Raw genomic sequence first — 18,748 nt, 5'->3', positions numbered from 1 at the left:
CGTCAAATATAAAAAATAAATTAAAAATCATCGTCTAAATCAAAGCTATCGTCGTCTAAGAAGCGATCTTCAGCTTTATCGATGTCAGCCATTACTTTTTGGAAGAAGCGTAATTTACGTACGGTATCACGTGCTTCAGCCCAGTCTTCGTCGTCATAATCAATTTTGAATTCACGAACCAAACCGTCTATCCATTGCTGAACTTCAGTTTTAAGTGAAGTGAGGTCATCAGCAGAGCCTGCCTCATCTAACTGTTCACGAATTTCTAAGGCATCTTGTAGGAACTCAAAATCACTAATTGATTGATCAAGGTGATAATCTTGTTTTTTGAGACTTAAAAGATATGCAGCGCGGCTATCAACATTGGATAAAGCTTTAAATGCTTGATTAATCTCACTAGATTTAATCAGGGCTAGATCTTTGTCTTCGGCTTTATCTGGATGATATTGTTGCTGCAACTTTAAAAATTCAGATTTTAAAACTGCTAAATCAATATCGAGTGCTACAGGTAAGTTAAACAACTCAAAATGATTCATGGGAGATGGTGTCCGCAATAGAGGTGCAAAAAGTGTTGCTTTAAATGCAATTAAAACAGTGAATTTTACACTGTTTTAATGCGAAAAAGGAGCGTGGAAATGGCTTAAACCGTAAACGATTCGCCGCAGCCACATTCGCCTTTTTTATTTGGGTTATTAAATTCAAAGCCTTCGTTTAAACCATTTTTCACATAGTCCATCTCCATACCTTCAAGATAAACTAAGCTTTTTGGGTCAACGAATACTTTTACGCCAAACTGATCGAATACTTGGTCATGCGTGTCAATTTCATCGACAAACTCAAGTACATAAGCTAAACCAGAACAGCCAGAAGTTTTCACGCCAACGCGAATGCCTTCACCCTTACCGCGATTCTTGATGTAATTGCTGATATGAGTTGCAGCATTTTCAGTTAAATGAATCATGAAAACTCCGTTAATCTTTTTTAAAACACGTAAACAATTAAGCTTTTACTTTCTTGCTACGGTAGTCTTCTACAGCAGCTTTAATTGCATCTTCAGCAAGTACAGAGCAGTGTACTTTTACTGGTGGAAGTGCAAGTTCAGTTGCAATATCAATGTTCTTAATTGCTTGAGCTTCATCAAGAGTTTTGCCTTTTAGCCACTCTGTTACTAATGAGCTAGATGCAATTGCTGAACCACAACCGTAAGTTTTGAAGCGAGCTTCTTCAATTACGCCGTTGTCATCAACTTGGATCTGTAGACGCATAACATCGCCACAAGCTGGTGCACCGACCATACCTGTACCAACGTTTTCTGCATTTTTGTCTAAAACACCAACATTACGAGGGTTTTCGTAATGATCAATTACTTTTTCGCTATAAGCCATGATGCTTCTCCAAACCTCGGGGTCAGCCTTAAGATTAATATGGGGGTGAAATTACGTTAATCAATGAGATAGCCTTAAAATAAAAGCTATCTCACCGGGATGAATTAGTGTTCAGCCCATTCTACAGAATTAAGGTCGATACCTTCTTTGTACATGTCCCAAAGCGGTGAAAGATCACGTAGTTTTTCAACTGCTGCTTTGGTAATTTCAAGTACGTGGTCAATATCGGCTTCAGTGGTGTATTTACCAAAGCTGAAACGAATCGAGCTGTGAGCCAATTCGTCTGAAAGACCCAATGCACGAAGTACATAAGATGGTTCTAAAGTTGCTGATGTACATGCAGAACCAGAAGATACTGCGCAATCTTTAAGTGCCATCATTAACGATTCACCTTCAACAAAGTTAAAGCTGACGTTTAGATAGTTTGCAACGTTGTATTCTGGGTGACCGTTGAGGAAGACTTGTTCAAGATCTTGCAAGCCATTCCAAAGTTTGTCACGAAGTACACGAATACGAGTTTGTTCAGCATGCAGGTTTTTGCCAGCAAGTTCGAACGCTTCGCCCATACCCACGATTTGGTGAGTCGCTAGCGTACCTGAACGCATACCACGTTCATGACCGCCACCGTGCATTTGCGCTTTAATACGTACACGTGGTTGACGACGTACATAAAGAGCACCAATACCTTTAGGACCATAGATTTTGTGGCCAGAGAAACTCATCAAATCAACTTTCATTGTTGAAAGATCAATTTCTACTTTACCAGCAGCTTGCGCAGCATCTACATGGAAATATGTTTTGTTTGCACGAGTCAATTCACCGATTGCAGCTACATCTGTAGTTGTACCGATTTCATTGTTCACCATCATCAAAGATACAAGAATTGTATCTGGACGAAGGGCTGCTTGAACCATTTCAGGTGTGATTAAACCTGTTTTTGCTTCTGGCTCAAGATAAGTAATTTCGAAGCCTTCTTCTTCAAGCTCGCGGCAAGTATCAAGAATTGCTTTATGTTCAATTTTACTTGTAATAATGTGCTTGCCTTTAGATGCATAGAACTGAGCAATACCTTTAAGCGCAAGGTTGTCAGATTCAGTTGCACCAGAAGTCCAAACGATTTCGCGTGGATCAGCTTTTACTAGATTAGCAACTTGTTCACGTGCATATTCTACTTTTTCTTCTGCCTGCCAGCCGTAAGCATGAGAACGAGAAGCTGCATTACCAAAAGTACCGTCAAACGTTAGACATTCCATCATACGTTCTGCGACTTGAGGGTCTACAGGTGTAGTTGCTGCATAGTCAAGATAAATAGGACGCTTCATGTCAAATACCTGTAACCGATAAAAGGGCTGAATCAAAGTTTGCTGAATTTTGACGAATAGATACGGTTTGAACGTTATCGCGTGCTACAAGGTCAGCAAGGGTGATTTTTGCAAGATAATCGGCAATGTGGTGGGAGAGTTCCTGCCATAAATCGTGAGTCAAGCACATTGCACCATTTTGGCAGTTGCCTTTGTGGTCACAACGGGTTGCATCAACTGTTTCATTTACAGCTTCAATAATTTCCAAAACAGTGATGTCTTCAGCACTACGAGCAAGGTGATAACCACCGTTTGCTCCACGGATGCTGGAAACTAAGCCGTGACGCTTTAATTTTGCAAATAACTGCTCAAGATAGGCCACTGAAATGGTTTGACGAGCTGCAATTTCTGCAAGAGTGATCGTTTGTTCAGTTGGCTGCAAAGCTAGATCAAGTAGAGCAGTCACTGCGTAGCGACCGCGAGTTGTTAAGCGCATGATTCGATACACATGTTAAGTCTAGATGTGCAGATTTTATGAATCCTGACTAAAATAGTCAAGTTTTTTTGAGATTGTTTATTTGTTTTATTTTGTCTGAAAAATTATATATTTATTTGAACCACACATTATACACTAATAACGTTATTAAAAGAACAGATATTAGACTAAAAGCGATATTAATCCGTTTTTGACGACGTTCGATACGCTTAATACGGTTTTTGTATTGTTTAACTTCAACTTGCAGCGTGTTGATTTTTGAGCGTTGCTGTTCGATTTTTTCTAAAAGTGGGGCAATACGTTTTTTAGACGAAACGATATCGTTTTCTTCGACAGGTTCAGACAGCCAGTGTTTCCAATCGGATAAAATTTTCGGCACACTAAATAATGAAACCAAATCACGAAATTCATCTTTTAGAACTACATCACCATCGATCCGCATGGTTTTGATGCTTTTACGATTACCAAAGACAAAGATTTTCACCAAATCCATTAGTGTCGTACGGACATCAAGGTCGATCGCTTTATCTGGGGATTTTGTGTCGAAAAGAATACCGTGTTCAGTAAACTGAACATAAAAATCAAAATAAGGGATATAGCTATTTATCTTAAGTGCGACTTTTTGATCAACAAATTTTTTAGCTTGTAATGCTACAACGCGGTCATGTTTTAAAATGAAAGTAAAAATCGTTTCTAAAACAATCAGGGTCATAGTAAGCAACAAATGTGGTTGAGCTTGTGTTTGTTGCGTATCACTCATAAAAAAAATGTCCTTGTTAAAATCTGAAAGCACTGGAAATTGAGCATCCTGCTCTAGAGGAACTTAGAATATACCAAAAAGTTGGTAATTCACCAGCTTTGTAGAACAGTTTAATCAATCTATCAAGTCATATGTTTGCTATTATGCTATTAAAATGAAGAATCACATGTTGCTGTGCACATAAAATAATCAGGAGAAGTGCGGATTATGGAAAATACAGAAAGCATAATTGACGATGTGCAAGAAACATCAGGAAAGCAGGTTAAACCTTGGGTACGTAGTCATTCTGATCGCCGCTCTAAAATGGATTTTCGCAAATATACCAAACAGATTTGGTTGGCTGGATTAGGTGCTTTTTCACGTGCAGAAGGCGAAGGAAATAAGCTTTTTGACTCTTTAGTCAAAGTTGGAGAGGAGCTTGAGTCCAAAACGATTGATATTGCAGATCAAACTGTAGAAAAGGTTTCAGAAAAAGCCAAAGAATCTGTAACTGATACGAAAGATAAAGTAGAAAAAATTTTAGATAATGGTGTTAATCATTCTTTAAACCGTTTAGGATTGGTGACTGTAAAGGATTTACAGCACTTAGAAAGGCTTATACTTCAATTACATACTAAAGTTGACCAATTGGCCGAAGAAAATGTCCAACTGAGGGCCGAAATACTAAAAAAACACTAACTTTTTTACTATTATCGAATTTTCAAGGTTTTTTTCGTCAAAAAATTCTATAAAAAGAGGTTGATGAGTATTGCGTTTAACCCTAAAGCATTGCTATAAAGGCGTTATGGCGTTTTATACAAATTCTTGAACCTTAAATAAACGATATTAAGAGGACGTAATTTTCATGAATAAATCAGAATTAATTGATGCAATTGCCGAAAATGGGGGATTATCTAAGGCCGATGCCGGTAAAGCTTTAGATGCTACAATTGCTGCAGTTACCAATGCATTAAAAGCTGGTGATACAGTTACTTTAGTTGGTTTCGGTACTTTCAGCGTTAAAGAACGCGCTGCACGTACTGGTCGTAACCCACAAACTGGTGCGACTTTAGAAATCAAAGCAAGCAAAGTTCCTAGCTTCAAAGCTGGTAAAGGCTTGAAAGATTCTGTAGCTTAATCTTATTAAGCACATGAGACGCGCCATTATTTGGCGCGTTTTTTATTGGTAAATGTGATTAATTGATATATCGCATTCATTCATCTCGGGTTTTCGGTTAAAATTCACCGCAAATAAAATATTGGAATACTTATGGAATCGTTTCGTAAAGTCATTAAGGGTTGGCTGGGCAAGGTCTTGCTCGTTTTGTTTTTGACCCCTTTAGCACTTGTAGGTATTGAAGGATATTTTAGTGGTGGATCTAAAGATGCAGCAAAGACTGTAAACGGTACTGAAATTTCTCAAAAAGAACTCGAAGCACTGACGAACTCATTAAAAGAACAATATCTGGCATATGCTCAGGGTGATGAAACATTATTGAATCAAAATTTCATTAGCAATAAAGCGATGGATACTTTGGTTTCACGCCAATTGTTATTGCAACAAGCTGATAAATTAGGCATTAGCTTGAGTGATGCACAAATTGTGCAAATGATTCATCAGCAGCCAAGCTTCCAAGTCAATGGTCAATTTTCAGATGAAGCGTTTGGGAGATACCTCGAATCGATTGGTATGACAAACCGCACATTCATTGATAATTTACGTAAAGACCATGCTTTAAAAATGTTGTCTACAACATTTATGGAATATGCATTGGTGAGTAAGCTTGATATCTTGCAAATTGCGAACTTACAAACGGAACAACGTAGTATTCAGTTGGCGAGCATTAATCTTGAAAATTACAAGAAAAATGTAAAAGTATCTGATGCTGAAATTGCGGCTTATTATGAGCAGCATAAAAACAAATTTAAGCAAGCAACCAGTGTTGATGCAGATTTTGTCGTATTAACACCTGCCAATATTACTGCACCAGTAGAAGCTGCAACTGATGCTGAATTGAAAGAAGCGTATAACAGCTTTGTTGAGAATGCACAGAAGTCAGTTAAACCACTCGTTAAGCACATCATGATCACTGCGGACAATCGTTCAGATGCCGAAGCTAAAAAACTGGCTGAAAGTGTTCAAGCTAAAATTAAAGCGGGTTTAAGCTTTGACCAAGCTGCAGCGCAATTCTCTGAAGATCCGGAATCTAAAGCAAAAGGTGGTGAACTGGTTGCTTATGAAAAAGGTGTGTTTGGTGATGCGTTTGATGCTGCAGTTGAAGGTGCTCAAGCTGGTCAAGTGACTGCTCCAGTAAAAACAGACAGTGGTTATCACTTGATCGAAAAAGTGGCACCAGCTGTAAAAGTGGCTTCATTTGAACAAGAAAAAGCACGTCTACAAGCAGAAGTCGCTGCTTCGAAAAAAGCCAATGTTTTTTCTGACACTGTAAACAGCCTCAATGACATGGTCGTGAGCAGTGATGCCCTTGATGTCGTGGGTCAAGAAGTGAAAGGCGTAAAAGTACAATCATTGAATGGCTTAACATTAGCATCGCAACATCCAGTTTTAAGTGATGCAAACGTCAAAGTTAAATTGTTTAACGATGATGTTAAAAATGGTGAACGTAATGTTTCATCGAGCATTCAGTTGAAAAACGGTGATGTGGTTTGGGTGAAAGTGCGTAACTATCATGCTGCGGGTGTTCAAACTTTAGCTGAAGCGAAAGCGCATGTGAAAACTCAGCTGATTGAAAAGAAAGCGTCTGATGCTGCAAAAGCCCAAATTCAAGCGACATTAAAAGAGTTTGCTGCAAAACCTGCTGCTTCAGTTGCGAAAGGCAGTTTAAACTTTGAAAATGCGGGTACATTCACTCGTGCGGATGGTTTGTTAAAACGCGAAATTCAACGTGCTGCATTTAGTGTAAAAGCGCCGAAAGCAGGTCATTGGTCTGTTACTACGACTAATCTACCAAATGAATTGGTTGTGGTTGCTGTGACTGCAGTGAACAAACAATCTGATGCGGCATTAACGGGTGAGCAGTTAGATGAGTTAACAAAACTTTATCAACAGCTTCGTGGTCAACAAGAATTTGATGACTACACACGTTATCTAAAAGATCATGCCAAAATTAAATAATTTAGGCAGCTTTAAAAAAACCAGCTTTCGAGCTGGTTTTTTTATGTTTAAGTTTAATGCATCACACTTTAAGAAAAACTTTTAAAAACAAAGATTAAATAAAATTGACTATTTAAATAATTCTCTTAAATTGAGTTTGGGAAGGCAGTTTCCTAAAAAATATAATGATGTGATTTGAGGGTGCTATGCAAAAGATGAGAGATTTAAACAGTATTTTAAAAAATATTTTGGGACAAGTTGAAATAAAGCAGTTGCTGATTCAGGGGAAATCACAGCATCAGCATATTCCCTCAACACCAGAAGTGACAGGACTAAATGACCTTTTAACTGGCACGGCAGAGCCAAAAACATGGGTGATCATTTCGGTCGGTGAAACTTTTACACGGGTCAAAGTGGATAAACAAGGACATTGGCAGATTGAAAATCCACTTAAAGAGGGCGGAGTTGTCACAATTTATGCGGCAAATCATCATGGCTTACGCTCAGAGGCAATAATGATTGCTCCAATTGCAGAGCCAATTGTACTACCGAAGATGCCAGAAATTCTTGAAAAAGGTGAATACTTGATAGGTAAAGCTGAAGCAGGAAATACGGTAGTTGTGACCTATGGTGAGCAAGAGTTTATAACAGTTGCTGATGAAAATGGCGATTGGTCGATGCTCAATCCTTTAACGACCACAGGTGCAATAAGTGTTGTGGCAATTGATCAGGACGGTAATCGTTCTGAGGCGTTGCATACAGCGCAAATCATTTTACCGCAAGCTGTTACGATTTTAGAGTCTGGCGCGGTGATATCAGGTACTGCCGCACCAAATACGACAGTTGTGATTGAGTCGGATCAAGCGGTCTATCGTATTCAGGTCGATGAAAATGGTGATTGGTCAATAGAAAATCCAGTGGCAAATGGTGGCATGTTGATGATTGTTGTGGAAGATCAATTTGGTCAGCAATCTCCTGCGATTGGCTTGGCATTTCCATTTATTCAGACCCCGCCTGAAAATCCAAGCTATGTACTGCCAGCGCCAGAAGTGACGCTAAATAGTGAAAAACTCGAAGGTAATGTATTTCAACAGGCTAAAATCATTGTGACAGCCAATGGTCAAGAGTACGTGACGTATGCCAATGAAAGTGGTTTCTGGTCGATGGATAACCCGATTCAAAATGGCGGTTTTGCAACAATCGTGGCGGAAGACAGTCGTGGTGTTCAATCGCCTGAAATCTCAATAGCTAAACTGATACTTGCACAACCTGAATCATCAGCTGAACTTACAGAGATTTTACTGGTAAGTGATGAACTGAGTGATGAACAAACTGAAAACCAAAATGACAGTCAAATTGAGCCGATTCAATCTGTGATCAATCTAGATACGCTTTTACAGGATGCGAATGAAGTCCCAATTGTATTGCACACCGATGAACAGGATTTGATCGCATTGGGCAGCGACGTTTCAAATCCGCCCGCTATACTTCCTGCGCTTGAATATCCAAGCTTACTCATTGAAGCTCCACTGACACCGTCTGATTGGCTTGCTTAGAAATATGAACCAGCTTCCGAGCTGGTTTTTTTTGGTTTAAATTGACAGATATAATTTTTATTTAAAAGATTTGGCATATGAAATATTGACTCTAGCATCGTAGATTGGTGTTCTCAAAAAATAATATGAAAAAAATAACTCATCACAACAAAGGATTAAGCGGATGATATCTCTGTATATGCCTCAATGTAAACGTTTAAAGAACCCGTTATTGCGATGGATGGATCATTATTTTAAACACATGATACAGATGCTACTAACGATTTGCGTTGCCAGTAGTATTCAAGCTGCAGAACTAAACTTTCAAAAAGTTTTAGAGCAGGAAAGAGCTTGGGCGGGCTTGAGTAGTAAAAAAGTCAAAAATAATGAAATCGAGTGGACATATAGTGAAGGAGGAGATCCACGAAAACCGACGCTGTTATTGCTACATGGTTTGTCAGGCACGCGTGATAATTGGAACCGCGTTGCCCGTTATTTAACGCCCAATTATCATGTCATTATTCCAGATCTGCCAGCACATGGAGCACTATTGTCACAGATCAATTTGATCTATCAATTCCAAATTTAACTGAAAAATTACGACGATTTATTGATGCTGCAAAGTTAGATCCAAATTTACATATCGCAGGGCATTCGATGGGTGGTGCAATTGCCATGCTCTATAGCGCTCAGTATCTCTTAGAAGTGAAATCTTTATTGTTGGTGGATTCGGCTGGTGTCTTTAAGTCGAGCAATACAGCGTATCTAAAAGATACGGCAAAGCTTGCAGAGCTAGTGGTCAGAAAAACTGGTGATTTTGATCGCGTGATGAAGATCGTGATGCAATCTCCGCCTTTTATTCCACAAGAATTAAAAATTGGGCAAGAAAAGTTGATGATCGTTCAGTCTAAACAAACCAATAAAATGGTGGAGCAACTGCAAAAAATGGCCACCTTGTATACGCCAGAGTCCTTTGCTTTGGCTGCACGAGGCATTGATGCACCTGTGTTTATTATCTGGGGGAAGCAAGATTAGATTATCAATGTTGAAGTAGCAGAAGAACTGAGACGCTTATTTAAAAAAGCCGAAAAGCCTCTGATTTTAGACCATGTTGGTCATATGCCAATCTTAGAAGCGGAGCAGTTAATGGCGTTGCCATATTTAAAGTTTCTTTCAACTGTTCAATGAATCAGATTGGTAGAGTAGGTGTAAAAAAGCGAGAAATATCTCGCTTTTTTAAACTTAATTAGATACTTTGAGTCGATTTAAGTACGTACTTTAATTTCATAGCCAGTGTATTTTCGAATATTAATCACACCGGTATCCAAAATCAGATACTGACCTTTAATCCCTTGTAATTTTCCTCGAATAATCGGTGTTTTGTCCAAATTATGCGATTTGATTTTTTCAGGATATTCATCTACCGGGTAGATAAATTGGCGTGGCAACTCATCTTCTAGCAGTTCAACGGTTTCATTAAACTCTAAATTTTGGCTAAATTCTTCACGAATGGTCTGAATTTTTGGTGCGAATTCTTCTACCAATTGGTCGCGAATTTCGATCAGGTTGATCGGTTCTGCTTCACCTTTGAGCAATTTACGCCAATCGGTTTTATCGGCCACTTGCGTACCAAACATGACTTCAAGCTGACCAGATAAACGACGTGAACCAACTTTCATAATAGGCAAAGCTTGCGTCGCACCTTGGTCTAGCCAACGTGTAGGCATTTGACCCAAGCGGGTAATCCCCACTTTTAAGGCACTCGAATTGGCTAAATAGACAATATGCGGTTGAAAGCAAACTTCATGGGCAAAATCATCTTCACGGCAAGTCCCGAGATGATAATGACAGGTTTCAGGCTTCATAATGCACATATCACAAGATGCCTTAGTCTTCATGCATTTGAAGCAATGACCTTGTGAATATGATTTAGGCGTTTTTGCGCCGCAAGAAATGCAGTAGATATTTCCAGTGGCTTCAATTTCAATTTCTTGGCCAAGGCTAAACGGTAGATCAACTTCTGAGCGATCTAGAATAAATTTATACTCAACATTTGCCTTGTGTGTATGTTGATCAGTTACACTAAGGTCTTTAAGACCTGCATGCATTTTATGGCAAATGCCTTGTAGTTCCATACGAATACTCACTTCATTATTAAGGATGCGGTCAATGGCTGAACAAAATGTCATCACTTCTATGCTAGACGATTTGTCAAAAGAGCAGCCAATTTCAACCGCAATCTGTATTGGTCAGGATCTTGAGCAATACAATCAATTTCATCCAATTCAATGGCAACATTTTAACGTAACTGAGTTTTTAAATCTGCCTTTTACCCAGCGTTTTGACCTTGGATTTGTGATTCTTGATACTGAAACGATGTTGAGTTTGGATCAGCAGCAGAAAACTCAGATGTTGGTAAAATTGCGTGACCTATTTGCCAAACGCATCGTGGTGGTGAGTAAGTTACACGATGAACAATTATTACGTGCTTTAGGCTTTACTCAGCTCATTGATAAAACCACGCATGAAAGTGATTTTGCTTTATGGCAGTTTAATATTTTGACTTATAAACATATTCCAGATTGGTTTAACTCTAAATTTTGGGCGAATCCTGAAAACTGGGATAAATTCCGTTGGTAACAAATACTTAGCCTGCGAGAAATTGCAAAAATTAACAAACATTTATGATAAATCTGTGTTTTCCCACGTATGCTGTAATTAAGTTTATCTAGGTTTCACTGGGGAAAATAAAATGACAAATTTAAATAATATTGTTGAGATTTTAGCAAAGCAGGCCCTTGGTGGTGCAAACAATCAAAATCAACAAGGTGGTTTGGGTGGTATTTTAGGTTCGGTGCTGGGTCAATTGGGCGCAAATGCAGGCACTCAAAATACCCAAACCAATGCTCAAAACCAAGCGGGTGGTTTGGGTGGAATTCTAGGCTCTGTGTTGGGCCAACTGGGTGGTGCAGCGCAGCCGCAGCAACGTAGTAGCGGTGGTAATGCATCAACCATTTTAGTAGCAGTGTTACCTCTGGTGCTGGCTTGGATTCAAAAACAAGGTGGCCTACAAGGTGCTTTGGATAAATTACGTGGACAGGGCTTGAGCAGTCAGGTTGATGATTGGGTATCTACAGGCCCTGGTGATAATGCTGCTGTGACTAATCAACAAGTACAAAATTTATTTGATGATGCCGAAGTGGAGCAAGTTGCACAAGAAACTCAAACTCAGAAACAAGATGTGTACAGTGCAATTTCAACGGTATTGCCGCAAATTATTGACTCATTGACGCCACAAGCTGGACAAACCAATCAGCAAGAAGCTAATGCTGATATTCAACACGTGATGAATTTGGTCTCAGGTTTTCTTAAGCGTTAATAAAATATCGCTTTAGGTATTTGATTGAATACAAGCCAGTGAACACTGGCTTTTTTATGATTTGAAAATGATAACAATGTGACGCTTAGATTGTCACTAGGATGGATTAAATAGACGGTTCGACACACTGATTTTTTTGCCAATATAGTGTGATTTTTTTTGACGAATCAAAATGATTTTCGACTGAAACTCTAACTCACCAAATTCTGGCTCAACTTGCACATAATGTAGTTGACCAAACTCATCACGCACACGCGCTTGAGCTGAAAAGCCGGGACGGGCATTTCCACTTGAAATGGTGGCTAGACGACCCAGTAGGTTAACGGTTTGTTTTTTATATTTGGGCGGGACAACCTGATCCAAACAATGAATCATAAATACCGTAAAGAATATGGCAATAATCAACGCAGGTAAAATAAGATAATAAGCGGGAACGAATTGACCTTCTTTGGCATGTATACAGAACTGAAGTACATAGCCTGCAAAGCTAAAATTCATCAGTAGAAAGAACAAAATCAGAGTCTTGGAAAATTTGACATTCAATAATGCCAATTCTTGTATGCGCTGTGGGGCAATTCTTTTCAAAACTTGGCTAGGACTAATATTGATGTAATAGCCAATGGTTTCAACCATGCCCAATAACAGTACGGCCAATAAACTTAAATGAAAGGGTATTAAGTTATAGTCTGTTAAAAATGCGGACATGGTTGTATTCCAGTGTTTATTCTTCTGTGAGGTAGATTCCACCGTCAGAATGCACGTTAATGTTCACTTTTTCAAGGGCTTGACCTTGGCATGGGCCAGAAATACATTCCCCAGAGTCGACCATAAACAGTGCGCCGTGTGTTGAGCACTCAATAAACTCTTGGTCACGATCTAGAAACTGATTTTCAAGAAACTCAAGTTCCACGTGCAAGTGTGGGCAGTTATTTTGATAAGCGTAAAACATGCCATCACGTTGGGTGATAAAAATCGTTTCACCTTCAGGCGTTTCGAATGATCGTGCTTCACGTTCAGGCACATCATCCGTCATGCAAATTTTAAACATTAAGCACATTCCTTCTGAAATGATTGTAAAAGCTGAGCATAGTCTTCAACTGCTAGGCGTGGACCAAACTGAGCCACAACCTCACTTGAGATCAAGATGGCAAGTTCAGCAGCCGTTTGATAGTCATGACCTGCATTGAGTGCATATAGGAAAGCACCAGCAAAAGCATCACCAGCACCATTGGTATCTACTGCGGTAACTTTACGACCTGGCACGGTAAATGTTGCGGCTTCATTATGGATTAAGGCACCTTTGGTACTTAATGTAATGACAATGTGTTTGCTTAGTGATTGCAATTTAGCAAGCGCAGCATCTAAATGATCTGTTTCTGTGTACATCAGCGCTTCTTGTTCATTACAGAACAATAAGTCCACGCCATCATCGAGTAATTCATCTAGACCTTGACGTGCATATTGCACCATTGCTGGATCAGATAAGGTCAATGCAATTTGTACACCATTGGCTTTGGCGATTTGGCGTGCTTGTTTTACCGCAAGGCGTGCGCTGTCTGATGTTGAAAGATAACCTTCGATATATAACCATTTCGCAGTATTTAAGCTGCCAAAATCAATTTGGCTATCAGTCAATTCCGCAGTAATACCGAGGTAAGTATGCATCGTACGTTCAGAATCAGGGCTGACCAATACCATACATGTGCCAGTTACACCTTCACTGATTGATTGAGTTGCAGTTTGGATGCCAGCGTCGTTTAAACCATTTAGGTAAATTTGACCTAAGTCATCATTGCCGACACGACAACCATAAAATGCAGTTCCGCCTAAAGCACTAAAAGCAACCGTTGTATTTGCTGCAGAACCACCAGAAGCTTGACCTTTATATTCTTGAGTGGCTTTTAGATTGTTATAAAGGGCTGCTTGAGTATCGCCATCTGTCAGTTGCATCGTACCTTTTTGCAGATTGTGTTGAATTAGGAATTCGTCAGAGACTTTAAATTCTTGGTCAATAAGTGCATTACCAATTGCAAAAAGGTCAACAGTTGCCATGTTGTATGTTCACATCAAAAAAATGAAAGTGCTAAGTTTACACGAATGCTCAGGATTGCTGTAGTTTGTTGAAAAAAATTCAATTAAAGGACAAGTGTGTATAAAAATCGGGCAAATCCATTATATTTTTACATTTTTTTTGAATTAGTTGCCGTTTTAATCAGCTTTGCTATTGTGCAAATCGAAAAATTTTACTTTTATAGAGCTATAGGGTGTTCAGACTGAATCAAGATGATTTGGTCATCATAAATAGATAACAGATTAAAAGTGTGAATATATGGAAATTACGATTCGTCCAGCAGAGCAACTTCCTGCTCAAATCGAAAATATTGCTGCTTTGGCGCAGCATGAAGGCTATACATTTATACACCGTTTAATTGAAGAATATCAAAGTGGTAAAAATCGTTTTGACCAAACGGGTGAGCAATTATTGCTTGCTTATGATGGCGATAAATTAATTGCTTGTGGCGGTTTAAATCAGCAATGGGGTGATACTGGTGTAGAAGAACGGATTGGACGAGTTCGCCGTTTCTATGTGCATCCGCAGTACCGTCAGCATGGCGTGGGTAAGCAGCTATTGGTGGAATTGGAAAAGGGTGCAAAAAAACACTTTTCTGCACTGTGCTTAAATACTGAGCTTAAAAATGCTGCAAAATTCTATCAAAAACAGAATTATGTCTATGTCGAAAGTCATCCAAATTATAATTATTTTAAATATCTAGTTTAGTTTTAAATCCACAAATAGACAGTAAATACTGTAAATGAAGCATCCGATATCGGGTGCTTTTTTTCTTGTGACAATTCTAAAAAAAGAGTGCCTTATTTTAAGCAAAAATTCATTTCAGTTATCAAAGATATAAGCATCAAAATAACTGCATTGAGTGATGCATATGCATATGCAAGTGCATGAACTACAAGACTACGTTAAAAAAGTCCCCCAGATTACCGCGCTGTTTTGGTTGACCAAAATTTTTGCGACCACCTTTGGTGAAACCAGTGGTGATGCACTTTCCATGTCCTTAAATTTGGGCTATTTACTCAGTACCTTTATTTTCGCAGGCATATTTATCAGTCTGCTGTATTTTCAAATACAGTCCAAAGCCTATAAACCTTATTTATATTGGGCCACGATTATTGCTAGTACTACGGTCGGTACGACTTTAGCGGATTTTGTAGATCGTTCTTTAGGGATTGGCTACTTGGGTGGTAGTTTTCTGTTACTCAGTTTGGTGCTCATATCGCTTTTTAGTTGGTATCGAGTCGAAGGGTCAATCAATCCAAGTGTAGTGAATTTGCCGCGCACACAGATCTTTTATTGGTTGACGATTACATTTTCTCAAACATTAGGTACGGCTTTGGGGGACTGGACTTCCGATAGTGCAGGATTAGGCTATAGCGGTGGCATTTGGCTATTTGGTGGTTTAACTCTATTGATGGCGTTGTTGTACTTTTTTAGTCGGGTCTCAAAGACGATTTTATTTTGGGCTACTTTTGTTTTGACACGTCCATTGGGCGCAGTTGTCGGCGATTTTTTAGATAAGCCCATCAGTTCAGGTGGATTGGATTTAAGTCGCTTTATGGCTTCTTTTGTATTGTTATTGGCGATTGTGATTTGCGTCTATTGGTCAACACGAAATGATAGGCAATCCATAAAATCTGTCTAAATGTTTTAGTGCGAAAACAAGTGATTTTTAAAATTAAAGTTCAAGTTGATTAAAACAGTTGGAAATGTTGTTTCGGTGAATCTAGTTGTGATTTTTTAAGGTATACTTTGCCTAATTTAAATGAATAGATTAGGAGCACACATGACTGTAGATGTCACTGAAACCATTTCTCAAACTGTACATCCTGCGTTTCAGTTGATTCGTCAACATCATGTTGAAGCTTTAGACATTTTAGTGTCTGAATATAAACACAAAGTGACTGGCGCGGTGCATTATCACTTAGCCACAAACCATGACGAAAACGTATTTTTAGTTGCCTTCCGTACACAGCCGATGGATTCAAAAGGTGAGGCGCATATTCTTGAGCATACAGCACTGTGTGGCTCAGAAAAGTTCCCTGTACGTGACCCATTCTTTTTAATGATTCGTCGTTCACTCAATACGTTTATGAATGCGTTTACCGCAGCGGATTGGACGGCATATCCATTTGCAACGCAAAACAAAAAAGATTTCCAAAACTTGTTAGAAGTTTATATGGATGCTGCTTTTGCTGCGAATTTGAACCCGCTTGATTTTGCGCAAGAAGGGATTCGTATTGAGCTAGAAAATGGAGAAGCTGTATATAAAGGCGTGGTATTTAATGAAATGAAAGGTGCCATGAGTTCACCTTCAGATCAGTTGTATCACCAACTTGCCCATCATTTATTCCCAGAAACGACATATCATTACAACTCAGGCGGTGATCCGAAAGACATTCCTGACTTAAGTTATGAAGAGCTAGTAAGTTTCTACAAATCACATTATCACCCAAGTAATGCGGTGTTCATGACCTTTGGTAATGAGCCTGCTTATAACTTACAAGAACAGTTTGAAACGCTTGCTTTGTCAAAATTTGAAAAAGGTCAAACGCTGTATTCAAAACCTGAGCGCCGCTTAACTGCGCCTGTAACTGTAACTGAAACGTATGCAGTTGATGCTGAAGACCTCAAAGACAAAACCTATCATGTGCTTTCTTGGTTATTGCCAGAAGCAAGTAATATCAAATTACGTTTAGGTATGCGTTTGGTTGAAGGTGTATTGCTTGAAGATTCTGCTTCACCATTACGTCATTATTTAGAAACCTGTGGTTATGCGCAGTCTACTGGTCCATTTATGGGCGTAGATGACTCAAACTATGAAATGACGTTCTACTGTGCAATTCAAGGTTCCAACCCTGAGCATGCAGAACAATTTAAAAATGGCGTGTTTAAAGTATTAGAAGACGTTGCGGCTAAGCCTGTTGATTCGGCTTTAGTTGAAGCGATTTTGCATCAGATTGAATTGCATCAGCGTGAAATTAATGGTGATGGTACACCATATGGCCTAAGCTTAATTCTGAATGGTTTAAGCAGTGCGATTCACCATTCAGACCCTGTGGATGTCTGGGATGTGGATACGGCCATTGAACAAGTGAAGGAAGAGTTGAAAGACCCAATGTGGTTATCCAACTTAATCAAAACTTACTTGCTTGATAATCAACATCGTGTGCAATTAACTTTGGTTCCAGATGCTGAAAAAAATGCTTTGGAAGCGGCAGCAGAAAAAGCACGTTTAAAAGAAATAGATGCGAACTTAACTGAAGCGCAAAAAGCAGAGATTATTGCGCAGACTGAAGCACTGAACATTCGTCAAGATACCCCAGATGATTTGAACCTATTGCCTAAAGTAGGTTTAGAAGACGTTCCTGCACAATTACAGATTGTACAAGGTCAATTACGCGAAATTATCAGTAATGGCTTGGATACGCCGTTAAATCTTTACCACGCAGGCACCAATGGTCTTTATTACCAACAAGTTTTGATTCAGATTCCTGATGAAGTGGTGCAATCGCCGTATTTCAATCTCTTATCGATTTTGATGGGTGAAGTTGGTGCAGGTGAATACGATTACTTAGAGCTACAACAGTTGCAAACAGCTGTGAGTGGCGGTTTAGGTATGGGGGCATCGCTGCGTTCAAAAGTGGATGATAAAGGTCAAATTAGTGCTTGGCTAACGTTGACCACCAAATCATTGGTGAATAATCTTGAAGCTATTCGCTTATTGAAATTGGCTTTTGAACAGCTACGTTTTGATGAAAAAAATCGTATCGTAGAGTTATTGCAACAACGTAAAGCACGTTGGCAGTCACGTGTATCTGGTTCTGGTCATAGTTATGCAATGCAAATTGCAGGTCGTCAACATAGTGCATTGGCGCTACGTGATTATCATAATACAGGCCTAGGCGCGCTGAACTGGTTGTCAGAACTTGTCAGCAAAATTGAGCAAGACGACACGGCTTATAATGCCTTGATTGATGAGCTTAAGTTAATTCATAACCGTTTGCTTAAAGCACCAAAACAATTCTTGGTGGTGTGTGAAGAACATCATTCAGACCGATTGGTTGAGGAAGTTCAAACCATTTGGGATAAAGTGGCGATTGATGATAACCCACATGCTTTAACTCAAGTGAATTTTGCAGATAGCAACAATGACGAAGCTTGGCTCATTCAAGCCAATGTTCAGTTCTGCGCTTCAGCATATCCTGCGGTGGAAGTGTCACATCCTGATGCAGCACCTTTAATGATTTTGGCGGCTTATTTGCGTAATGGCTTCTTGCATAGCGCGATTCGTGAAAAAGGTGGTGCTTATGGTGGTGGTGCAAGCTATGACGGTAATGCATGTTCATTCCGTTTCTATAGCTACCGTGACCCACGTTTAGCTGAAACGTTTAAAGATTTTGACGCAAGTGTGCAGTGGCTACTGAATGCTGAACAACAACCGCATCAGCTAGAAGAAGCGATTTTGGGTCTAATTGCTAGCATGGATAAACCGGGATCACCAGCGGGTGAAGCTATTACAGCTTGTTATGCTTTATTGCATAAACGCACGCCAGCTTTCCGTCAAATGTTACGTGAACGTCTTTTGAATGTGACTTTGGAAGATCTAAAACGTGTTGCTGTGGCGTACTTGGTTGAACAACAACCGACAAAAGCTGTGGTTGCACCGGTGGCTAAGCGAGATGCTTTGGTTGAGCTTGGTTTCGAAATAAAACAAGTGAATTAAA

General features: G+C 39.3%; 19 protein-coding genes and 1 pseudogene. 10 read left to right on the top strand and 10 right to left on the bottom strand.

What is annotated here, in order from left to right:
* Positions 1-20 precede the first annotated feature (20 nt).
* From hscB to FTU38_RS08235, 6 genes are all read right to left on the bottom strand, one after another.
* Positions 21-536 carry a Fe-S protein assembly co-chaperone HscB gene (hscB, locus tag FTU38_RS08260; RefSeq protein ID WP_078188669.1) on the bottom strand — a complete coding sequence of 172 codons (516 nt, stop codon included), beginning with the start codon at positions 534-536 and terminating at the stop codon, positions 21-23.
* A gap of 104 nt (positions 537-640) precedes the next feature.
* A complete protein-coding gene (iscA, locus tag FTU38_RS08255) occupies positions 641-961 on the bottom strand; it encodes an iron-sulfur cluster assembly protein IscA (RefSeq protein ID WP_180023773.1) in 321 nt (106 codons plus the stop codon).
* Positions 962-998: 37 nt separating this feature from the next.
* Complete coding sequence (gene iscU, locus FTU38_RS08250; RefSeq protein ID WP_078188667.1) at positions 999-1,385, bottom strand: Fe-S cluster assembly scaffold IscU; 387 nt, start codon at positions 1,383-1,385, stop codon at positions 999-1,001.
* Positions 1,386-1,489: 104 nt separating this feature from the next.
* Complete coding sequence (locus FTU38_RS08245; protein ID WP_078193480.1) at positions 1,490-2,707, bottom strand: IscS subfamily cysteine desulfurase; 1,218 nt, start codon at positions 2,705-2,707, stop codon at positions 1,490-1,492.
* A 1-nt stretch (position 2,708) separates the two neighbouring features.
* Positions 2,709-3,182, bottom strand: a complete 474-nt coding sequence (locus FTU38_RS08240; protein ID WP_078188665.1) for an Rrf2 family transcriptional regulator — start codon at positions 3,180-3,182, stop codon at positions 2,709-2,711.
* A gap of 112 nt (positions 3,183-3,294) precedes the next feature.
* Complete coding sequence (locus FTU38_RS08235; protein ID WP_168378693.1) at positions 3,295-3,942, bottom strand: hypothetical protein; 648 nt, start codon at positions 3,940-3,942, stop codon at positions 3,295-3,297.
* A 207-nt stretch (positions 3,943-4,149) separates the two neighbouring features.
* On the opposite strand from FTU38_RS08235, the gene FTU38_RS08230 reads away from it, so the two are divergent.
* The 5 genes and pseudogenes from FTU38_RS08230 (at position 4,150) to FTU38_RS08210 (ending at position 9,759) form a co-directional block, all read left to right on the top strand.
* Complete coding sequence (locus tag FTU38_RS08230) at positions 4,150-4,620, top strand: phasin family protein (protein ID WP_180110957.1); 471 nt, start codon at positions 4,150-4,152, stop codon at positions 4,618-4,620.
* A 166-nt stretch (positions 4,621-4,786) separates the two neighbouring features.
* Positions 4,787-5,059 (top strand): HU family DNA-binding protein, encoded by a 273-nt coding sequence (locus FTU38_RS08225; protein WP_078188662.1) that lies wholly within the window; start codon positions 4,787-4,789, stop codon positions 5,057-5,059.
* 132 nt (positions 5,060-5,191) lie between these two features.
* Positions 5,192-7,057: a SurA N-terminal domain-containing protein gene (locus FTU38_RS08220; RefSeq protein WP_180004653.1), complete on the top strand. Its 1,866-nt coding sequence runs from the start codon at positions 5,192-5,194 to the stop codon at positions 7,055-7,057.
* Positions 7,058-7,242: 185 nt separating this feature from the next.
* A complete protein-coding gene (locus FTU38_RS08215; protein ID WP_180004654.1) occupies positions 7,243-8,592 on the top strand; it encodes an Ig-like domain-containing protein in 1,350 nt (449 codons plus the stop codon).
* A gap of 250 nt (positions 8,593-8,842) precedes the next feature.
* A pseudogene (locus tag FTU38_RS08210) lies at positions 8,843-9,759 on the top strand (alpha/beta fold hydrolase).
* Positions 9,760-9,836: 77 nt separating this feature from the next.
* Here the strand turns inward: FTU38_RS08210 and FTU38_RS08205 are convergent.
* Positions 9,837-10,706 (bottom strand): DUF2797 domain-containing protein, encoded by an 870-nt coding sequence (locus tag FTU38_RS08205; RefSeq protein ID WP_078189198.1) that lies wholly within the window; start codon positions 10,704-10,706, stop codon positions 9,837-9,839.
* 34 nt (positions 10,707-10,740) lie between these two features.
* Between FTU38_RS08205 and FTU38_RS08200 the strand changes: the two genes are divergently transcribed.
* Complete coding sequence (locus FTU38_RS08200) at positions 10,741-11,211, top strand: DUF6231 family protein (protein ID WP_078188659.1); 471 nt, start codon at positions 10,741-10,743, stop codon at positions 11,209-11,211.
* A 112-nt stretch (positions 11,212-11,323) separates the two neighbouring features.
* Positions 11,324-11,950, top strand: coding sequence for a YidB family protein (locus FTU38_RS08195; protein ID WP_180110956.1), 627 nt, complete (start codon positions 11,324-11,326; stop codon positions 11,948-11,950).
* Positions 11,951-12,046: 96 nt separating this feature from the next.
* On the opposite strand, the gene FTU38_RS08190 is transcribed toward FTU38_RS08195, so the two are convergent.
* From FTU38_RS08190 to FTU38_RS08180, 3 genes are read right to left on the bottom strand one after another with little or no spacing between them, the layout of a single operon-like run.
* Positions 12,047-12,655, bottom strand: a complete 609-nt coding sequence (locus tag FTU38_RS08190) for an OB-fold-containig protein (RefSeq protein WP_168378601.1) — start codon at positions 12,653-12,655, stop codon at positions 12,047-12,049.
* A gap of 16 nt (positions 12,656-12,671) precedes the next feature.
* Entirely contained in the window at positions 12,672-12,998 is a 327-nt protein-coding gene (locus FTU38_RS08185; protein ID WP_180004656.1) for a Rieske (2Fe-2S) protein, read from the bottom strand.
* Positions 12,998-14,002, bottom strand: a complete 1,005-nt coding sequence (locus tag FTU38_RS08180; RefSeq protein ID WP_180110955.1) for an adenosine kinase — start codon at positions 14,000-14,002, stop codon at positions 12,998-13,000. Before FTU38_RS08180 ends, FTU38_RS08185 begins: the two co-directional genes overlap by 1 nt.
* A gap of 277 nt (positions 14,003-14,279) precedes the next feature.
* Between FTU38_RS08180 and FTU38_RS08175 the strand changes: the two genes are divergently transcribed.
* From FTU38_RS08175 to FTU38_RS08165, 3 genes are all read left to right on the top strand, one after another.
* Complete coding sequence (locus FTU38_RS08175; protein ID WP_078188654.1) at positions 14,280-14,729, top strand: GNAT family N-acetyltransferase; 450 nt, start codon at positions 14,280-14,282, stop codon at positions 14,727-14,729.
* A gap of 163 nt (positions 14,730-14,892) precedes the next feature.
* Positions 14,893-15,666 carry a hypothetical protein gene (locus FTU38_RS08170; protein WP_180110954.1) on the top strand — a complete coding sequence of 258 codons (774 nt, stop codon included), beginning with the start codon at positions 14,893-14,895 and terminating at the stop codon, positions 15,664-15,666.
* A gap of 141 nt (positions 15,667-15,807) precedes the next feature.
* Positions 15,808-18,747 (top strand): insulinase family protein, encoded by a 2,940-nt coding sequence (locus FTU38_RS08165; RefSeq protein ID WP_180110953.1) that lies wholly within the window; start codon positions 15,808-15,810, stop codon positions 18,745-18,747.
* Position 18,748: the final 1 nt, after the last annotated feature.

The organism is Acinetobacter sp. YH12098 (assembly GCF_013419235.1).
Lineage (GTDB): Bacteria > Pseudomonadota > Gammaproteobacteria > Pseudomonadales > Moraxellaceae > Acinetobacter > Acinetobacter amyesii.
This window is presented reverse-complemented; position numbering and strand designations above follow the sequence as displayed.